At 67.0% G+C, this 18,750-nt stretch carries 17 protein-coding genes and 1 pseudogene; 11 read left to right on the top strand and 7 right to left on the bottom strand.

From position 1 onward, the window contains the following. Window positions 1-27: 27 nt before the first annotated feature. The 3 genes and pseudogenes from ABIC94_RS05485 to ABIC94_RS05475 form a co-directional block, all read left to right on the top strand. Window positions 28-315: pseudogene (locus ABIC94_RS05485) on the top strand (carbonic anhydrase); the annotation flags it as partial. After that, entirely contained in the window at window positions 299-1,528 is a 1,230-nt protein-coding gene (locus ABIC94_RS05480) for an NAD(P)H-dependent flavin oxidoreductase (RefSeq protein ID WP_354371921.1), read from the top strand. The pseudogene ABIC94_RS05485 and the gene ABIC94_RS05480, both read left to right, overlap by 17 nt. Continuing rightward, on the top strand, window positions 1,525-3,927 hold the full coding sequence (locus ABIC94_RS05475; RefSeq protein ID WP_354371920.1) for an adenosylcobalamin-dependent ribonucleoside-diphosphate reductase: 2,403 nt from the start codon (window positions 1,525-1,527) through the stop codon (window positions 3,925-3,927). The genes ABIC94_RS05480 and ABIC94_RS05475 overlap by 4 nt, the downstream gene beginning before the upstream one ends. A gap of 50 nt (window positions 3,928-3,977) precedes the next feature. Here the strand turns inward: ABIC94_RS05475 and ABIC94_RS05470 are convergent, their stop codons facing one another. Next, window positions 3,978-5,915, bottom strand: coding sequence for a sigma-54-dependent Fis family transcriptional regulator (locus ABIC94_RS05470; RefSeq protein WP_354371919.1), 1,938 nt, complete (start codon window positions 5,913-5,915; stop codon window positions 3,978-3,980). 312 nt (window positions 5,916-6,227) lie between these two features. Here ABIC94_RS05470 and adh point away from each other — a divergent pair, with 312 nt between their 5' ends. Continuing rightward, window positions 6,228-7,748 (top strand): aldehyde dehydrogenase, encoded by a 1,521-nt coding sequence (gene adh, locus ABIC94_RS05465; protein WP_354371917.1) that lies wholly within the window; start codon window positions 6,228-6,230, stop codon window positions 7,746-7,748. A 67-nt stretch (window positions 7,749-7,815) separates the two neighbouring features. Here the strand turns inward: adh and ABIC94_RS05460 are convergent, their stop codons facing one another. After that, window positions 7,816-8,223 (bottom strand): ribonucleotide reductase subunit alpha, encoded by a 408-nt coding sequence (locus ABIC94_RS05460; protein ID WP_354371916.1) that lies wholly within the window; start codon window positions 8,221-8,223, stop codon window positions 7,816-7,818. Between the two features lie 252 nt (window positions 8,224-8,475). Between ABIC94_RS05460 and ABIC94_RS05455 the strand changes: the two genes are divergently transcribed. Further along, complete coding sequence (locus ABIC94_RS05455; protein ID WP_354371914.1) at window positions 8,476-9,672, top strand: NnrS family protein; 1,197 nt, start codon at window positions 8,476-8,478, stop codon at window positions 9,670-9,672. Window positions 9,673-9,694: 22 nt separating this feature from the next. On the opposite strand, the gene ABIC94_RS05450 is transcribed toward ABIC94_RS05455, so the two are convergent. Then, a complete protein-coding gene (locus tag ABIC94_RS05450; protein ID WP_354371912.1) occupies window positions 9,695-10,585 on the bottom strand; it encodes an MBL fold metallo-hydrolase in 891 nt (296 codons plus the stop codon). 104 nt (window positions 10,586-10,689) lie between these two features. Between ABIC94_RS05450 and ABIC94_RS05445 the strand changes: the two genes are divergently transcribed. Genes ABIC94_RS05445 through ABIC94_RS05435 form a run of 3 tightly spaced genes read left to right on the top strand, consistent with a single transcriptional unit; the run spans window position 10,690 to window position 11,876 of the window. Continuing rightward, window positions 10,690-11,016 carry an ArsR/SmtB family transcription factor gene (locus ABIC94_RS05445; RefSeq protein WP_354371910.1) on the top strand — a complete coding sequence of 109 codons (327 nt, stop codon included), beginning with the start codon at window positions 10,690-10,692 and terminating at the stop codon, window positions 11,014-11,016. Continuing rightward, window positions 11,013-11,447, top strand: a complete 435-nt coding sequence (locus ABIC94_RS05440; protein WP_354371909.1) for a YeeE/YedE family protein — start codon at window positions 11,013-11,015, stop codon at window positions 11,445-11,447. The genes ABIC94_RS05445 and ABIC94_RS05440 overlap by 4 nt, the downstream gene beginning before the upstream one ends. Before the next feature lie 12 nt (window positions 11,448-11,459). Then, window positions 11,460-11,876 (top strand): DUF6691 family protein, encoded by a 417-nt coding sequence (locus ABIC94_RS05435; RefSeq protein ID WP_354371908.1) that lies wholly within the window; start codon window positions 11,460-11,462, stop codon window positions 11,874-11,876. A gap of 7 nt (window positions 11,877-11,883) precedes the next feature. Here ABIC94_RS05435 and ABIC94_RS05430 read toward each other — a convergent pair whose 3' ends face one another. The 4 genes from ABIC94_RS05430 to ABIC94_RS05415 all read right to left on the bottom strand — a co-directional run bounded on the left by ABIC94_RS05430 (window position 11,884) and on the right by ABIC94_RS05415 (window position 14,424). Next, window positions 11,884-12,672, bottom strand: coding sequence for a Crp/Fnr family transcriptional regulator (locus tag ABIC94_RS05430; protein WP_354371906.1), 789 nt, complete (start codon window positions 12,670-12,672; stop codon window positions 11,884-11,886). Window positions 12,673-12,891: 219 nt separating this feature from the next. Further along, on the bottom strand, window positions 12,892-13,293 hold the full coding sequence (locus tag ABIC94_RS05425) for a hypothetical protein (RefSeq protein ID WP_354371905.1): 402 nt from the start codon (window positions 13,291-13,293) through the stop codon (window positions 12,892-12,894). 3 nt (window positions 13,294-13,296) lie between these two features. Next, window positions 13,297-13,722: a universal stress protein gene (locus ABIC94_RS05420; protein WP_354371904.1), complete on the bottom strand. Its 426-nt coding sequence runs from the start codon at window positions 13,720-13,722 to the stop codon at window positions 13,297-13,299. Window positions 13,723-13,839: 117 nt separating this feature from the next. Then, complete coding sequence (locus ABIC94_RS05415) at window positions 13,840-14,424, bottom strand: hemerythrin domain-containing protein (RefSeq protein ID WP_354371902.1); 585 nt, start codon at window positions 14,422-14,424, stop codon at window positions 13,840-13,842. A gap of 237 nt (window positions 14,425-14,661) precedes the next feature. Here ABIC94_RS05415 and adhP point away from each other — a divergent pair, with 237 nt between their 5' ends. From adhP to ABIC94_RS05400, 3 genes are all read left to right on the top strand, one after another. After that, complete coding sequence (gene adhP / locus ABIC94_RS05410) at window positions 14,662-15,696, top strand: alcohol dehydrogenase AdhP (RefSeq protein ID WP_354372038.1); 1,035 nt, start codon at window positions 14,662-14,664, stop codon at window positions 15,694-15,696. A gap of 179 nt (window positions 15,697-15,875) precedes the next feature. After that, window positions 15,876-16,622: a response regulator transcription factor gene (locus ABIC94_RS05405; protein WP_354371901.1), complete on the top strand. Its 747-nt coding sequence runs from the start codon at window positions 15,876-15,878 to the stop codon at window positions 16,620-16,622. A gap of 3 nt (window positions 16,623-16,625) precedes the next feature. Then, window positions 16,626-18,731 (top strand): PAS domain S-box protein, encoded by a 2,106-nt coding sequence (locus tag ABIC94_RS05400; protein ID WP_354371900.1) that lies wholly within the window; start codon window positions 16,626-16,628, stop codon window positions 18,729-18,731. Window positions 18,732-18,750 lie beyond the last annotated feature (19 nt).

Below are 18,750 nucleotides of genomic sequence, written 5' to 3'. Positions count from 1 at the left end.
CCGGACGACCTGAAGTCGTGGCAGGGGCTGGCCGACGAGGCACTGCTGCCGGTGCGTCCCAGCCCCGCCGCGCTGCGCCGCAGCGAACAACGCGCGGTGGTGCTGCAACTCGAGCGCCTGATGGACTACCCGATGGTGCGCAGCCGCGTCGAACGCAACGCACTCACGCTGCATGGCTGGCACTACGTGATCGAGGAAGGCGAAGTCCATGTGTTCGATGTGCAGGCGGGCGACTTCGTGCCGGCCTCGCTCGCCTCCAACGCCGGTACCGGCCCCTATCAACCTTATGTGGAACATGATGGATCGATACTCTGAGACAGCAGCCGCCCTGCAAGCGCTTTCGCGCGATTCGGGCCTGCGCAACTGGCGCCTCAAGGGCACCGAACTCCTCCCCGTCATCCAGGGCGGCATGGGCATCGGCGTGTCAGCCGGCGGACTTGCCGGCACGGTCGCGGGGCTGGGCGGCATGGGTACGATCTCGGCCGTCGACCTGCGCCGGCTGCATCCCGACCTGATGGCCCGCACGGCTCACCTGAATGCCGAGCCGGACGCCGGACAGCGCATCGATGCCGCCAACCTCGAGGCGCTGGGCCGCGAGATCGCACGTGCCCGCGAGCTCTCCGGCGGGCGCGGCCTCGTGGCCGTGAACGTGATGAAGGCGCTGACCGCCTATGAAGCCTACCTGCGCCACGCGATGGCCTGCGGCGTCGATGCGTTGGTGGTGGGCGCGGGCCTGCCGCTGGACCTGCCCGAACTTGCGCGCGACCACCCCGAGGTGGCGCTGATTCCCATCCTCTCGGACGCGCGCGGCGTGCAGCTGGTGGTGCGCAAGTGGGAGAAGAAGGGCCGCCTGCCCGATGCCATCGTGATCGAGCATCCCCGGCTGGCTGGCGGCCATCTGGGCGCCTCGAAGATCGGCGACCTGAACGACACGCGCTTCGACTTCGACGTCGCCATTCCGCAGGTGCTCGAGTTCTTCAAGACGGCCGGCATCGAAGGTCGCATCCCGCTTATCGCGGCCGGCGGCATCGGCAGCCTGCAGGACATCCGGCGCCTGCAGGGCCTGGGCGCCTCGGCGGTCCAGCTCGGCACCGCGTTCGCGGTGACCACCGAATGCGATGCGCATCCGGCCTTCAAGCAGGTGCTGGCCGACGCCCAACCCGCCGACATCGTCGAATTCGTCAGCACGGCGGGCCTGCCCGCACGCGCGGTACGCACGCCGTGGCTGGACAAGTACCTGCGGCTGGAGCCGCGCCTGCAGCACAAGGCGCACAAGAAGGAGCAATGCACCATGCGCTTCGACTGCCTGGCGCACTGCGGCCTGCGCGACGGCACCGCGAGCTGGGGCCAGTTCTGCATCGACAAGACGCTGGGGCACGCGCTCGAAGGCCACGTCGACCAGGGTCTTTTCTTTCGCGGCGCGGGCACGCTGCCGTTCGGCAGCGAGATTCGCCCGGTCCGTGACCTGCTGCAATGGCTGCTCGGCGGCATCCGTCCCGCCATCCCGAATGGGGGAGCCGCGGCATGAAGCGCGAAGACGCCAGGATGGAGCCACTTCCCGTGCAACCCATCAGCCGCGATGTGCTGCGTGAAAAATACCTGAAGCCCGGCGAAGACGATGTCGAGGACCTGTTCGCGCGCGTGGCCCATGCGCTGGCTTCGGTCGAAGCCGAAGAAGGGCGTGCGCAATGGGAAGCGCGCTTCCTCGCCAACCTGCGCGCCGGAGCGATAGGCGCCGGCCGCATCATGAGCGCCGCCGGCACCGACCTGCAGGCCACGCTGATCAACTGCTTCGTGCAGCCGGTGGGCGACTGCATCCAGGGCCAGGATGCCGGAGGCTACGCGGGCATCTACGAGGCGCTGCGCGAAGCAGCCGAAACCATGCGCCGCGGCGGCGGTGTCGGCTACGACTTCTCCCGCATCCGGCCGCGCGGTGCCGAGGTGCGCACCACCGCGTCCACTGCGTCCGGCCCCTGCAGCTACATCGACGTGTTCGACCGCTCGTGCGCCACGGTCGAGAGTGCAGGCGCGCGCCGCGGCGCGCAAATGGGCGTGCTGCGCATCGACCATCCCGACGTGCTGGACTTCATCACGGCCAAGCGCACGCCGGGGCGCTGGAACAACTTCAACGTGTCGGTGGCGGTGACCGACAAGTTCATGCACGCCCTGGCGGACGACGAGGATTGGCCGCTGGTGCACAGCGCCAGGCCGGGCACCGAACTGATCGCGCGCGGCGCGGCCCAGGCGAGCGACGGCAACTGGGTCTACCGGAGCCTGCCGGCACGAGACCTGTGGGATGTGGTGATGCGCTCGACCTACGACTTCGCCGAACCCGGCATCCTGTTCACCGACCCCATCAACAACGACAACAACCTGCGCTATTGCGAGCACATCGAGGCGACGAACCCCTGCGGCGAGCAGCCGCTGCCGCCGTACGGATGCTGCGATCTCGGGCCCATCGTGCTGACGCGCTTCGTGGACCATCCGTTCGGCATCGGCGGTGCGGCGCAGTTCGATTTCACACGCTTCGCCGAAGCCGTGGCGCTGCAGGTGCGGGCGCTCGACAACGTGCTGGACCTCACCTTCTGGCCCCTGCCCCAGCAACGCGCCGAAGCCATGGCCAAGCGCCGCATCGGCGTGGGCTTCACGGGCCTGGGCGACACGCTCGTCATGCTGTGCCTGCGCTACGACCAGCCCGAGGGCCGGGCCAAGGCGGTGCGCATCGCGCGCTGCCTGCGGGACGCCGCCTACGCCGCCTCGGTGGCGCTGGCGCGCGAGAAAGGTGCCTTCCCGCTGTTCGACGCGGAGCGCTATCTCGCGCGCGGCACCTTCGCCAGCCGGCTGGACCAGGCGCTGCAGGAACAGATCCGCATGCACGGCATCCGCAACAGCCACCTGGTGTCCATTGCGCCGACGGGCACCGTGAGCCTGGCGTTCGCCGACAACGCATCGAACGGCATCGAGCCGGCGTTCTCCTGGACCTACCGGCGCAAGAAGCGCGAGGCCGACGGCAGCCTCTCCGAGTACGACGTCGAGGACCACGCCTGGCGGCTGTACCGCTTCCTGGGCGGAAATACCGAGCAGCTGCCGGCGTACTTCGTCTCGGCCCAGTCGATGCCCGCGGCGGGCCACCTGGCCATGATGGAAGCGGTGCAGCCCTTCGTCGACACCGCCATCTCGAAGACAGTGAACGTGCCCGCCGACTATCCCTACGAGGACTTCAAGGGGCTCTACCTGCAGGCCTGGACCGCCCGCCTGAAGGGCCTGGCCACCTACCGGCCCAACAGCATCCTGGGATCGGTGCTGGAGGTCACGCCGGCAGCGCAGCCGGAGGCTCGCCCCGCGGCCGATAGCGCCGCGGCCGACCCGATGCGCGCAATGATCGAGAGCCGGCCGAAGGGCGCACTGGATGCGGTCGCCGAAAAGATCGAGTACTGGACGCAGCAGGGGCGGCAGACGCTCTACCTGGTGGTGTCGTTCCTGCCGCTGGCCGACGGCCGCGAGCGGGCCGTGGAATTCTTCATGCCTGTGGGCCAGAGCGGCGAATCGCAGCAATGGATCACCGCGAGCATGCGGCTGCTGTCGCTCGCCGCACGGGGCGGTTTTCTCGAACGCGCGCTCGCCGACATGCGCAAGGTCGCGTGGGATCGAGGCCCGGTACGCCTGGGCCACCACGTGAAGGCCGACGGCACCCAGGTGCCGATGTGGCACGACTCCGAAGTGGGCGCCATCGCCTATGCGATTCAGCAGCTGATCGCGCGCCGCGGCGGCCAGGTGTCTGCGGCACCGGACGCGCCCGTGCCGCTGGTTACTGCCGCGACCCCGATGACGGGTGCCAAGTGCCCCGAATGCGGCGCCCACGCCATGATCCGCAAGGACGGCTGCGACTACTGCACCCAGTGCGGGCACCTGGGGAGCTGCGGATGAGCCCAGAGACTTGCGCGCCATGTCTCCGAGCTGGTCCACACGCGGTGGAGCTAACGCGGATCGAACTCACGCAGCTTGCGATAAAGCGTATTGCGACTGATGCCCAGGGAGCGCGCAGCCTCCGAGAGGTTGCCGCCGCTGGCCTGCACGGCCTGCTTCACCGTTCGTCCTGATTGCGCCCGCAGATCGACGGCATCGTCGATTGCACAGCGCATCGTCGCTGCGCCGTGCAGGTCGTCGACCAGATCGTCTGGCAAGTGGAGCCAATCGACCATCGCGTCGCTGTCGTCGAGCAAGGCGCATGCGGTGCGCAGCGCGTTGTTCAGCTGACGAAGGTTGCCCGGCCAGCGGTAGCGTGACATGGCGGATGCCAGGTCGGGCGCAATCCGGAGCTCGCGATCGGGGAGGATGTCGCGCAGCATTCCGGCCACCATTTGCAGCTTGTCTTGCCGCTCGCGCAGCGGCGGCAATTGCAGCGCCAGGCCGTTGAGCCGGTAGTACAGGTCTTCGCGAAAGCGCCCTTTCTCCATCTCGGCGCGCAGATTGCGGTGAGTGGCGCAAACCAGCCTGAAATCCACGGCGACCGGTTTGCCTCCCCCCAGCGGCATCACCTGGCGATCTTGCAGAACGCGAAGCAGCCGCGTCTGCAGAGCCAGCGGCATGTCGCCGATCTCGTCGAGAAGCAGCGTGCCGCCGTCGGCCTCACGGATGCGGCCTGGCGCACCATCGCGGCCCGCCCCGGTGAAGGCGCCCGGCCGGTAGCCGAAGAGTTCGGCCTCGATCAACGTCTCGGGCAGCGCAGCGCAATTGACCGCAACGAAAGGTCCCGCGCGACGCGTTCCGCTTGCATGAACGGCTTTGGCGAATACTTCCTTGCCGACGCCTGATTCGCCCAGCAGGAGCAGCGAGATCGGCTTGTCCACCACGCGCCGCGCGCGACCGATTGCCGCCTGCATCACCGGATCTCCCGTGTCCAGCTGCGCAAGCGCGTCGGCCGGCGCAGCTGCATGCGGGCGGGCGGCGCTGCCGCCATGGCTTGCAGCCAGCACGCCGCGGCTTGCCTCCACCCGGGCCCAGAGCACGCTTCCGTCATGCCGGCGCACCGCCCGCGGCGCGGCAGCGGGGCGGCGGCACCAGTCGCAAAGCATCTCCATGTCCAGCTGCAGCACCCGCTCGATGGTGCTGGCGCCCACGTCGGCTCGCGAGAGCCCCAGCATCGCCAGCGCTGCCGCGTCGGCGCCAATGAGCCAGCCGTCGTCGGACAGGGCCAGCAGGCCCTCGGTCACGCTGCCGATGCCCTCGGGCTGTGCGTGCAACCGCAGACGCAGGCTTGCGGCGTGGCGCGTGTCGAACAGCTTCTGCTCGATCGTGCGCGCCGCCAAACGCACCAGGCCCAGCGTGTGGCGGTGGTAGCTGCGCCGGTCCCCCGAAATATCGAGCACCCCGAGCACACGGCCGCCGGGGTCGACGATCGGGGCGGCAGTGCAGGTCAGGAAACCGTTGCGTTCGAGGTAGTGCTCTCCGCCGTGCACCTCCACCGGTACGCCGTCGGTCAGCGCGGTGCCGATGGCATTGGTGCCGCGCCACTGTTCGTGCCAGTTGGCGCCCGGCCGCAGCGCCACGCGCTGGGCACGGCTTGCGAAGCTCGCATCGCCCATGGCCCGCAACAGCGTGCCCTGCGCATCTGCAAGTATGACCATGCTGCCGGTGTCGCGCACCTGCTCGAGCAGGAACTCCATCATCGGCTGGGCGTGAGACGCCAGTTCGCGCTGCCGGTCCAGTGCCCGCACCAGTTGCGCTGCGGAGGCATGCGGTGCACCGGGAACGCGGCCCGCGGGGACCAGGCCGAAGCCGCGGCTGCGCTCCCAGCTGCGGCGCAGCGAAGCGTCGATCAGGCCGTCCGCGACCTCGCCGGCACCCAGCAGCTGGAGGCGCGCTTCGCGCAAGCGCGAGTCCCGCGTTCGAGCGACGAGAGAATGAGCATGCATCTTGTCTCCATGCGGGCTTTGCGAGCCTCGGTGTGTACTGTTGCCGGCTTCCGTCCGGCGCAACAAGCGATGTGTCTGCAGGTGGTTGAGCGCGTATGCGGCACCGGACTGTCCCGTTTCGTGACAGGTGTTCACCGCAAGGCGCCTCTTGCACAGTCTGGCGCCTGGAACTGACGCGGCTCTTGCGCCAGATCAGGGGAATTGCCGCCCAACCCGGGTTGGCACGCCACGTGCGATATGCCATCCCGGGTCCGCACAGCATCCGGTTTGCGCGGTCGCCATTCCAGCCTCAACAGACGGAGACACAAGACCATGCAATACGCCAATCCCAACACCCCGGGCGCGAAGATCGACTTCAAGCCTGCCTACGACAACTTCATCAACGGCAAGTTCGTGCCGCCGGTGAAGGGCCAGTATTTCGATGTGATCACGCCGATCACGGGCAAGCCCTACACGCGGGCGGCCCGCTCCGGTGCGGAAGACATCGAGCTCGCCCTCGACGCGGCCCACGCGGCTGCGGACCTATGGGGCCGCACCTCGCCGGCGGAACGCGCCAACGTGCTGCTGAAGATCGCCGACCGCCTGGAGCAGAACCTCGAGCTGCTTGCCTATGCGGAGACGGTGGACAACGGCAAGCCGATCCGCGAGACGCTCAACGCGGATATCCCCCTCACGGTCGATCACTTCCGCTACTTTGCCGGTTGCCTGCGGGCGCAGGAAGGTGCACTGAGCGAGATCGACGAGAACACCATCGCGTACCACTTCCATGAGCCGCTGGGCGTGGTGGGCCTGATCATCCCGTGGAACTTCCCGATCCTGATGGCGGCCTGGAAGCTTGCGCCGGCCATCGCCGCGGGCAACTGCGTGGTGCTCAAGCCGGCCGAATCGACGCCCGTCAGCATCATGGTGATGGCCGAACTGATCGCCGACCTGCTGCCGCCGGGCGTGCTCAACATCGTCAACGGCTACGGCCGCGAAGCGGGCATGGCGCTGGCCGGCAGCAAGCGCATTGCCAAGATCGCGTTCACCGGCTCGACCGCCACCGGACGCGTGATTGCGCAGGCCGCGGCCGGCAACCTCATTCCGGCCACGCTGGAGCTCGGAGGCAAGAGTCCCAACATCTTCTTTGAAGACATCGCCGATGCGGATGACGACTTCTTCGACAAGGCCATCGAAGGCCTCGTCCTGTTCGCCTTCAACCAGGGCGAGGTCTGCACCTGCCCCTCGCGCGCGCTGATCCAGGAGTCGATCTACGACAAGTTCATGGCGCGTGCGCTGGAGCGCATCAAGGCCATCAAGCAGGGCAGCCCGCTGGACACCGAGACGATGATGGGCGCGCAGGCGTCGGCCATGCAGATGGACAAGATCATGACCTACCTCGAGCTCGGCAAGCAGGAAGGCGCGCAATGCCTGATCGGCGGCGGGCGGGCCGAACTGGGCGCAGAACTGGCCGGTGGCTATTACATCCAGCCGACGCTGTTCAAGGGCCACAACAAGATGAGGATCTTCCAGGAGGAGATCTTCGGCCCCGTGCTCGCCGTTGCAACGTTCAAGACCGAGGCAGAGGCGCTGGAGATCGCCAACGACACCCCCTACGGCCTGGGCGCCGGCGTGTGGACACGCGATGGCAGCACCGCCTACCGCATGGGCCGGGCCATCAAGGCGGGCCGGGTGTGGACCAACTGCTATCACGCCTATCCGGCGCACGCCACCTTCGGCGGCTACAAGGAGTCCGGCATCGGCCGCGAGACGCACAAGATGATGCTCGACCACTACCAGCAGACCAAGAACCTGCTGGTGAGCTATTCGCCGAAGAAACTCGGCTTCTTCTGAGGTTCGGAGAAGCACTCGAACAAGGGCGGCGCGGCCGCCTTTGTCTTGGGTGCAATGTGGGGGGCCGTCAGCCGAACAGCACGGGCCGGCCTTTGGTGTCGAGTGCGAGATAGTCGCCGAAAGCACCGCTTCGCACGTTTTCGACCATGGCCTGCAACGCACTGTCGATGCGTTGCGGCGACGGCGGCTGTCCGTTCGCGCCGGACAGGCCTGCTGCGAACATCACCCGCCAGGACAAGCTGGTACGGCGCGATTCGGCCACCAGCGCGGCAAAGCTGGTGAGCTCTGCAACGCCTTTCTCCACGCACGCTACGGGTGTCAGCGCCCCGCCCTGCCCCGCCTCGAAACGGGCGCGCTGCGCCGCATCGGCATCGCCGGGCAACTCGGCTTCGGCAAACACGAACAGCAGGCGCTGGGGTTCGGGCTGGGCCGCGGCAGCCTGCAGCAGTTGGTCGAAGTAAGTTGGAAGTGCCATGCCGCGAGCGTCGCCGCTTTGGCGCTTCAGGGCATTGCGCTGAATCAAGCCAATGCGTTCAGCCGAGGCAACAAGTTTGTCGCTCGGCGCGATGCTTGCCGCAGCTGTTGATGCACATCAACCGCGGCCGCCCACGCTTTCCTAGCATGGGTGCATCTGAAAGACACCTTTCAAGATTCACCGCGCTCAAAGGGAAAAACCCCATGAGATCTGCTCCGCTGCTGATCCTGCTTCGCTGAACTGACGCTCGAAATGAAGTCCTTTATTCCGCTCGAACCTGCACAGCCCCCTGCCGCCCAAGCGCCGGCCTTTGCCCTGTGGCAGCTCGGCTTTCGCCCCTTCTACCTGCTCGCCAGCGCCTTCGCGGCGCTGTCCATCGCGCTGTGGGCGGTGCAGTTCGCCGGCTGGCTGCCCGGCGCCTACCTGCGCGGGCCGATGTGGCATGCGCACGAGATGTTGTTCGGCTTCACGCTGGCGGTGATCGTCGGATTCCTGTTTACTGCGGTGCGCAACTGGTCGGGCCGGCCCACACCCGCCGGCCTGCCGTTGGCAGCGCTGGTGGCGCTGTGGGTGGCGGGCCGCATTCTCGTGCTCACGCCCTTCGCCTGGACGGCCGCCGTGGTCAACGCGGCATTTCCGCTGGCCTGCGCGGTGGCCCTGGCCCGCCCGCTGGTGGCCGCGGGACACCGGCGCAACTACTTTTTCGTCGGACTGCTGCTGCTTCTGGCGGGTGCTGCGCTTGCCTTTCATCTGTCGGCGCTCGGCGTGATCGAGGTGCCGGCATGGCTGGGCATTCAGGTAGCGCTGGATGTGCTGCTGTTCATCATGGCCGTCATGGCCGGGCGGGTGATTCCGATGTTCACCAACAACGGCATTTCCGGCGCCGGTGCCACGCGGCATGCGCTGGTCGAGAAGATCGCGCTGGGGTCGGTGCTCGGTCTGCTGCTGGTCGACGCATCGGGCCTGCCGCCGGCGGTGGGGAGCACCGTCGCAATGCTTGCGGCGTTGGCGCACCTCGCGCGCTGGCTGCTCTGGCGACCCTGGAAGGCGCCGGCCAACACGCTGGTGCTCGTGCTGCACGTGGCCTATGCATGGATTCCGGTTCACCTCGCGCTGCGGGCGCTGGCGCTGCATGGCCTGGCGCCTGCATCGCTCGCCATCCATGCGCTGACGGTGGGAGCGGCCGGCGGGCTCATCATCGGCATGATGGTGCGCACCGCGCGGGGCCACACCGCGCGCGTGCTGCGGGCCGACCAGGTCGACACCGCCTGCTTCGTGCTGGTCCTGCTCGCCGCGCTGATCCGGGTTCTTCTGCCGCTGGTCTCGCCGGCCCACACCGTTGCCGCGGCGCTTTTTTCCGGCGCATTCTGGAGCCTCGGTTTCGGTCTCTATGCCGTGCGCTATTGGCCCGTGCTGACCAGGCAGCGACTGGACGGCAAGCCCGGCTGACCGATTCCCCGTGGTGCCGCGCTCAATCGGCGTCGGTGCGACGGACCGGCAGCGCGTTGAGCGGAATGCGCAGGTAGGAAACGCCGTTGTCGTCGGGCGGCGGCAGCCTGCCGGCGCGCACATTCACCTGGATTGACGGCAGGATGAGCGTCGGTACCTCGAGCGTGGCATCTCGCGCGCGCCGCATGGCCACGAACTCGTCTTCGGTGATGCCGTCGCGCACATGGATGTTGCGTGCGCGCTGCTCGGCCACCGTGGTCTGCCATTGCGCCGGTCGCGATGCCGGCGGGTAGTCGTGGCAGACGTACATCGGCGTCTCGGGCGGCAGGTCCAGCAGCCGGCGCATCGACGCATACAGCTGGCGCGCATCGCCTCCCGGGAAGTCGGCGCGCGCGCTGCCGAGGTCGGGCATGAAGAGCGTGTCGCCGACGAACACCGCGCCGCCTATCAGGTAAGCCATGTCGGCGGGCGTGTGCCCGGGCACGTGGATCGCGGTCGCTTCGATCGCGCCGATGCCGAAGGTCTCGCCGTCCTTGAACAGGTGGTCGAACTGGCTGCCGTCGGGCAGAAAGCCGCGCTCGAGATTGAAGAGCTTCTTGAAGGTGGCCTGCACCGTGCGGATGTTCTCGCCGATGGCGATGCGCCCGCCGACCCGCTCCTGAAGATAGCCGGCACCCGAGAGGTGATCGGCATGGGCATGGGTCTCCAGGATCCATTCGACCTGCAGCCCGCGCTTGGCCACGCATGCCAGCACCCGGTCGGCAGACGCATGGCCGGTGCGGCCCGACTTGAAGTCGTAGTCGAGCACCGGGTCGATCACGGCCGCGTCCAACGTGGCCGGATCCCACACGACGTAGGAAACGGTTTCGGTGCGGGGATCGAAGAAGGCCTCGATGGAGACTGGGGTGTTCATGATGCGCTCTCTCAGGTTCGGATTCGATCAATGATCTATTGATAGATATTTTATAAATTTATATATTATTATCAAGCCTAGCGACAGACCGACACCCCGAACCCATGAAATCACCCCACCCCGTCTTCGATCCCGAGGTCCTGCGCGGCGCCGCCGCCCAGGCGGTGGGCGTGCTGAAGGTACTGGCCAACGAGGATCGCCTGCTGCTGCTGTGCCAGCTCTCGCAGGGCGAGATGTGCGTGAGCGAACTCGAAGCGCAGCTCGACATCCGCCAGCCGACGCTGTCCCAGCAACTCGGCGTGCTGCGCAACGAAGGCGTGGTCACCACGCGGCGCCAGGGCAAGAACATCTTCTACGCTGTGGCAGACCCGGCGCTGCTCGAGATCCTCGCCCTGCTCTACCGGATCTACTGCCCCAGGGAAAAACGATGACGATTGACTGGCAAGCATTCACCCCGTGGTCCGCGCTCGCGGGCGGCGTGCTCATCGGCGCGGCCGCGGCGATGTTCGTGCTGCTCAATGGCCGCATTGCCGGCATCAGCGGCATCGTCGGCGGGCTGCTGCGGCCCGTCAGGGGCGACGTATCCTGGCGCCTCGCGTTTGTGGCGGGCCTCGTCGCAGCGCCGGCGCTTTATGCGCTGTTCGCGGCATTGCCGGCATTGCGCATCGACGCGCACTACGGCGCGTTGATCGTGGCCGGCCTGCTGGTCGGCATCGGCACTCGCTACGGCTCCGGCTGCACCAGCGGCCATGGCGTTTGCGGCTTGTCCCGCCTCTCACCGCGCTCGATGGCGGCGACCCTGGTTTTCATGGGCGCCGGCTTCGCGACCGTGTTCCTGATCCGCCACGTTTTCGGATTCTGAGGCGCCCCTGCCATGGCTGCTTTTACTTCACTGCTTGCCGGCCTGGTATTCGGCCTGGGCCTGCTCGTTTCGGGCATGGCGAATCCGGCCAAGGTACTGGGATTCCTGGACGTCGGCGGCGCGTGGGATCCTTCACTCGCATTCGTCATGGGAGGCGCCATCGGTGTCGGGGCGGTGGCATTCGCCGTTGCCCGGAAGCGCACGCATTCCCTTCTTGGTGCAGCAATGAAGCTGCCCGCCTCGCGCGAGATCGACCGCCGCCTCTTGGCCGGCAGCGCCTTGTTCGGCATCGGATGGGGTGTGGCGGGATTCTGTCCGGGCCCGGGTCTGGTGGCACTTGGCATGGGCGAAGCCAAGGCGCTGGTGTTCGTGCTCGCCATGGTGGCGGGCATGGGTATCTTCGAGTGGATCGAGCGTCGCGCCGCGTGAGCGCACGTCACTGCAGCATGGCGGGCGCCGGCGCAAGGCAGCGCTGCACAAAGGCCGACAACGCGCTCACGTCCGGAATCTGCACATCGCGGCGCCCTTTTTCCACGAACTCGATGACCTTGTCGCGCGCGAGCCTCGACAGGGCCCGGCTCACGCTCTCGAGCGTCATGCCCAGGTAGTTGCCGATCTCCGCGCGCGTCATGCGCAGCGTGATCTGGTCGGTGCGCATGCCGCGATCGGCCAACGACTCGGCCCAGTAGCGCAGGAAGTCCGCCACGCGCGCATCGGCCGGCAGCGTGCAGACCGACATCAGCGAGTCCCGGTCGTGGGCGATTTCGCGGCTCATCGCGGTGTGGAATACCTGCAGCAAGGCGGGCTCGGCGAGGCAGGCGGCCAGCAGCGACTGGTACGAAACCACCCACACCTCGCCGGTATCCATGGCCACGGCGTCGCAGGAATACTGGTTGGCGGCAATGCCGTCGAAGCCGAGCCAGTCGCCGCGGAACTTGAGGCCGACCACCTGTTCGCGGCCGTCCGCCGACATGTTGACGATCTTGAAGAAGCCCGAATTCAGAATGTAGAGATTGCCGAACCGCTCACCGGCCTGGTAGACCACGTCGCCGGCGTGCACCACGCGGCGCTGCGGCGCCAGGCGCTCCTGCAGCAGTTTTTGCGTTTCCGTCAGCTTCTGGCTGGCCCGCTCGTGAGCCGCCATGCCTGCCGGCGGCAATGCACGCGCAGCGAGAAATCCGGTCATGGTCGGTGCGGCGGCTTGGGTCTGGGACGGATTGAACATTTGAAGCGCTCCTGGATGTGGGTCGGTGTCGATGGAGGGATGCTATGAAGCGCCCGGCAACACAGTGACAACGGCCGAAATCGATGGGTAACGCTCGGTGAACGGTTTGTGTCCGGCGTGTATCAACGCGGGAGCGATGGCCTCCTAGATCTGCATCAAACCAGGCACGCTGCCGCGGCTAGCATTGCCTGATGCGCGGCGCGGGAGGCGGCTCGCAGCTCAGGCTGCGCGTCCCGCCCTGCGCTTGCGGCGGGGCCGGACCGGGCCTGCGTTCAACGCAGCGTTCAGTGTGCGCACGGCGTCCTGCACCACTGCATTCCGAGACGGTGAAGTGCCTGCCGCATGTTCCAGGGCGGAAGCCGGCGAGGCCTGCTCCGGCGGCAGGCGCCAGAATGCACGCGCCTGCGCCATCGCCAATGCCTGCCAATCGCCGGCGCGCGCAATGGCATCCGCATCGCCGCGGATTTGCGCACTGCTGTCCTCCAGCATGTGCGCTCCGAGTGCCAGGCACTCCGTAGCGCAAGTCTCGAGCATGGCGAGCCCATGCAGGCCGATGCTCCACTGCGCCTTGCAAAGCGCCAGCGGGAAGGTGAATTCGTTGTCCATGATCGAGCGGATCATCAGTCAGCGCACCAGCAGCACGGGCACCGTGCAACGAGCCAGCACCTTCATCGCCACCGAACCCAACACGAGGTTCGTCAGCGCGCCGTGGCCGCGCGATCCCATGATCACGAGGTCGAACTTTCCGTGCTCCGCAAAGGCGGCGATCTCGTCCGCCGGGTGGCCGACCTTGTGTGCGAAGAATGCGGCCTCGATGCCGCGCGCGGCCAGCGCGGCGCGCACCGGCTCCAGGACGACGCGCGCTTCGTCGTCGTAGTAGGTGTGCACAAGGTCCGGCCCCGCGAATGCCGCGGCGCGATGCGGTACCGGAAGCACGGCATTGAAGACCGTGAACGCATGGCCGGCGTTGGACCATTCCTTGTGTGCGCCCAGGTAGTCGAGCATGCGAGCCGTGTATTCGCTGCCATCGACGGCGAGGAGGATTTTCATGATGTTCCTTTGTTGTCCCGGTGGAGATGGGCAGATGTTCGCCCGCGGCCGGAGATTCGCCTTGCTCCAGATCAACGCAGCGACGCATCGCCCACAGCCTGCCCTTGCCGAGGCCTCCTAGGCAGCCGACCCGAGGCCGATGGGTGCGGGCACGATGTTCACGATGCGGGTGAAAAGCGCCTCGTATTCCCGCTCCGGCGGATAGCCGGTGAGCGGATCGCGGTTCCTGCCGAAGGCCTCGTCGAGCTCGCGCCAGTCTTCGGCGGTCAGCACCTTTTCGGCCAGCGGAAGAATCTCGCGCTCTTCCACAGCCATGTGGTCCAGGTAGAAATCGACGTAATGGGACATGGCTGCCTCGAAGGCAGCCCGGCGCGACTCGCCCAGCATTTCGAACGCCAGCAGCGCGTGCTCGACCTTGCGGACCCTTCGCTCGCCCCAGGCATGGTCGTTGTCGAGCCGGTCCATCAACTCGCGGGATATCGGCGTTCTTGCGCGCAGCTTCGGAAACAGCAGCTCGCTTTCCTTGCGGTGATGGCGCTTCTCGGGAAATTCGTCGACGTAGAACAGCATCGCCCGCAACGCCGCGAAGTCGGGCGTGGTTCCCTTGCGGCGGTGCTGCTCGAGCAGCATGTTGATGGAACGCAGCATGGCGGCAAGTGCCGCGTGCTCCTGGCGAATGATGCGGATGGTGGCGTGTGTCATGAATGGCTCCTGTGCGTACCCGAGGGTCTCAAATCCGGACACACACGGAGTTGCTGCAGATCAAACCAAATGCGCCCGTCCGGTCCCGGTCGCCTTCAAGGACACGCCCGCTTGATCGATATCAAGCGACGTCTCGCCCCGGGGCCGGATACTGGCCTGGCCGATGACCACTTCAGATCCAAGCGAGGACACCATGTACCAGCGAATTCTTGTTCCTGTCGAAGCCTGAGGAACAACATCATGCAAACAATGAAGGCTGCCGTCGTACGGGAATTCGGACACCCGCTTCAGATCGAGGACGTCGCCGTTCCCGATGTCGTGCCCGGCCAGGTGCTCGTGAAGGTGGTCGCATCGGGCGTATGCCACACCGACCTGCACGCCGCCGACGGCGACTGGCCGGTAAAGCCCACCCTGCCCTTCATTCCGGGACACGAGGGCGTCGGCTTCGTCGCGGCCGTTGGCGCCGGCGTCAAGGACGTGAAGGAAGGCGACCGCGTGGGCGTGCCCTGGCTTCACACGGCTTGCGGGCATTGCGAACATTGCATCACCGGCTGGGAAACCCTGTGCGACCACCAGCAGATGACCGGCTACACCGTGAACGGCGGTTACGCCGAATACGTGCTGGCCGACCCCGGCTACATCGGACGGCTGCCCGCGAACGTGGGCTTCACCGAGATCGCGCCCGTACTGTGTGCGGGCGTCACGGTCTACAAGGGCTTGAAGATGCTCGACTGCAAGCCGGGCGACTGGGTGGTGATATCGGGCGTGGGAGGCCTCGGGCATCTCGCCGTGCAGTACGCAAAGGCCATGGGCTTTCACGTGGTGGGCGTCGACATCCACGACGGGCAACTCCAGCTGGCAAAAGCGCTCGGCGCGGACATGGTCATCAATGCCGCCACGCAGGACCCGGTGAAGGAATTGCAGCGCACGTTGCGCGGTGCGCACGGTGTGCTGGTCACGGCGGTGTCGCGCAGCGCCTTCAGCCAGGCGCTCGGCATGCTGCACAAGCGCGGCACCATGGCGCTGGTCGGCCTGCCGCCGGGCGACTTTGCGTTGCCGATCTTCGACATGGTGCTCAACGCCAAGACGGTGCGAGGCTCGATCGTCGGTACGCGCAAGGACCTGCAGGAGGCGCTGGAATTCGCCGGCGAGGGCAAGGTGCGAACCGTCTGCACCGAAGACCGTCTCGACAACATCAATACGGTGCTGGACCGCATGCGGCAGGGCCGGATCGAGGGCCGCGTCGTGATGCGGATAGCAGATGGGGAGTAATGCCCGGTAGTGCCGGGGAAGATTCTCTATTGGGATATGCCTGGACCCGAGGACCGGCGCTCGATGCGCCATGCCATCGCAACGCGCAAAGAACAGGCGCAGCCACGACGTGCGTGCTACGCTAGTACGGCCCCAACAACGCTTGGCATTTGCGCCCCTAATCCAAGTCCTCTCTCCGAATGAAATCCGCATTTCACATCGCGGTCCTCGATGACGAGGTCGACATCACACAGCTGCTGGCCAACTACCTTCAAAGCCACGGCTTCCGCGTGACCCAGCTGCACGACGGCCCCTCCCTCATGACGCTGATGGGCAGCGACCCGGCCGACCTCGTGCTGCTCGACCTGGGTTTGCCCGGCGAAGACGGTTTTTCCATTGCCCGCCGTATGCGCGAAAACTGGCGCTGCGGGCTTGTCATCGTCACCGGCCGGGGCGATGCGGTGGACAAGGTCGTCGGCCTCGAGGTGGGTGCGGACGACTACGTGACGAAACCTTTCGACCTGCGCGAGCTCGTGGCGCGGGTCAAGGCCGTGCTCCGGCGCCTTGCGCCCGACGATGTTTCCGCTGCTCCGGCGGCCGCGCCCGCCTCGGCCGCACCGGGCATTGCCGAACGGCTGCGCTTCGCCGGCTGGCAGCTCGACCTCGCGGCGCGCAACCTGACGAACCCGCAAGGGCAGAACGTGCCGCTCACCGGTGGCGAATTCGATCTGTTGTCCGCATTCGCGCAGCATCCGGGGCGGGTGCTCTCGCGCGACTTCTTGCTCGAAAAGACGCGCGGACGCGAAGCCGCGCCCTTCGATCGCACCATCGACGTGCAGGTCGGCAGGCTGCGCAAGAAAATCGAAGCCGACGCGGACGATCCGCAGATCATCAAGGCGGTGCGGGGCGCGGGCTACATCCTGGTTCCGTCCGTCACGCGCGGTTGACCCATGAAAACGCCCTCTTCCCCGATCACCGCCGCGCAGCCCGCGTTGCCCGGGCTGCCTTCGGGCATTGAAGAGAGCAGCGTCTTCCGTTCGCTCTTCATCGCCTATCCCGACGCGCTGCTGCTCGTCGACCAGGCGGGCGGCATTGCGCTGGCCAACCCCTCGGCAGCCAATTTGCTGGGCTACGCAGTCGGCGAACTGGTGGGCCTGAACGTGGACGTTCTTGTGCCCGACAGCATCCGGCCGCGCCATGCTTCCTATCGCGAAGCCTATGGCCAGGCTCCTCGCCCGAGACCCATGGGCACGCAGATGGAACTCGTCGCCAAGCGCAAGGACGGCAGCGAGGTAATGGTCGAGATCGCGCTCAGCCCGCTGCAGAACCAGGGCCTGCCGTTCGTGGTTGCCGCCATCCGCGACATTGGCGCCTACCCGCGCGTGAAGCAGGCGCTGCAGCGCGCGCGCTACAGCGACTATCTTGCGCAGTTGGGCCGCCTGGCCGTGGACACGCGCGACCTGCAGGTGGTGCTCAACCATGTGCCCACCATCGCCGCGGAAGCGCTGGAGGTCGAGGTGGCCATGGTGCTGCTGCTGGAAAACAGCCGGCTCGAATTCCGCGTTGCGAGCGGCGTGGGCCTGGTGCCCGGCGAAGAAATCGGGGCGCGCATTCCGAGCCACGCCAACACATCGCCCGGCTTCGTGTTCGCCGAGGGACAGGCCGTCGTCGTTTCCGACTACAGAGAAGAGCGCCGCTTTGCCGTGCCGCAGGCCTACCTCGATGCCGGCCTGGTCAGCGCGCTGGCAGTGCCCTTCTACGACAGGGGCCAGTTCATCGGCGTGCTGACGGTACGCTCGCGCGAGGCCAAGCGCTTCGGCGACGAGGAACTGCGGTTCCTCGAATCGCTTTCCAACCTGCTGGCCACCAGCCTGCAGCGGGTGCAGACCGAGGAGGCGCTCAACCACGCACAGCGGCTCGAAAGCGTCGGCCAGCTCACCGGCGGCATCGCGCATGATTTCAACAACCTGCTCACCGTGATCCAGGGCAACCTGCAGGTGCTGGAAGAGCTGCCCGCCATCGCTCAGGACGGGTACGCCCAGCAACTGGTGGGCGCCGCGGCACGGGCATCGCGGCGCGGCGCCGAACTCACGGGCAAGCTGCTGGCCTTCTCCCGCCGGCAGATGCTGCAGCCCGACTCGGTGGACACGCATGCGCTGCTGCAATCCCTGGCCGACATGCTGCGGCGCACGCTCGACCAGCGCATCGGCATCGCGATCGACACCACACCCGGATGCCCGCCCGTACTCGCCGACCCCGGGCAGCTCGAGTCGGCCTTGCTCAACATTGCCATCAATGCACGCGATGCGATGCCGGAGGGCGGCACGCTGCACTTCCGCACTGAGGCCTGCGGCGGGCTGCCGCCGGAAGTGCGCAATGAACTGAGCGATAGCGATACGCACGGCGGCTTCGTCGCCATTTCCATCACCGACAGCGGCATGGGAATGACGGAGGAAGTGAAGGAACGCGCGTTCGAGCCCTTCTTTACGACCAAGGAGGTGGGCCGGGGCACCGGGTTGGGCCTGAGCACGGTGTACGGCTTCGTGAAACAGTCGAAAGGCGCCGTCGCCATCGCGTCGCGTCCGGGCGCGGGCACGACCGTGACGCTCTACCTCCCGCAGCTGTACGACGCGGCGCCTCCCGCTGCGGACGAAGAAGACAGCGAACAGGCAATTCCTGCGGGGCTGCGGGTCATGCTGGTCGAGGACGACCCCGAGGTGCGCAATGTCGTTCATACATTTCTCGCCACGCTCGGCTGCAGCGTGGTGACAGCGGATACGGCCGAACAAGCCCTTTTGAGCATGGAATCGGATGCGGAGGCATTCGACGTGCTGCTGAGCGACATCGCACTCGGCCCGGGCATGCGCGGAACCCGGCTCGCCACCGAGGCGCAGCAACGTTTCCCCGGGCTCGCCGTTCTCCTCATGTCGGGCTTTTCGTCGGAGCTGCTCGATGCCGACCGGGATGTACCGCAAAGCTGGGAGCTGCTTCGCAAGCCCTACTCGCGCGCCGAACTGGCGCGCGCCCTGGCCCGGGTGCTGGCAGCACGGCCTTAGGCCCGCCGGGCGGCGCCGG

The sequence above is a fragment of the Variovorax paradoxus genome, from assembly GCF_040544635.1.
In the GTDB taxonomy this organism is placed as follows: domain Bacteria; phylum Pseudomonadota; class Gammaproteobacteria; order Burkholderiales; family Burkholderiaceae_C; genus Variovorax; species Variovorax paradoxus_R.
The sequence above is the reverse complement of the archived record's forward strand: the minus strand, read 5'-3'. Positions and strand labels throughout refer to the sequence as shown.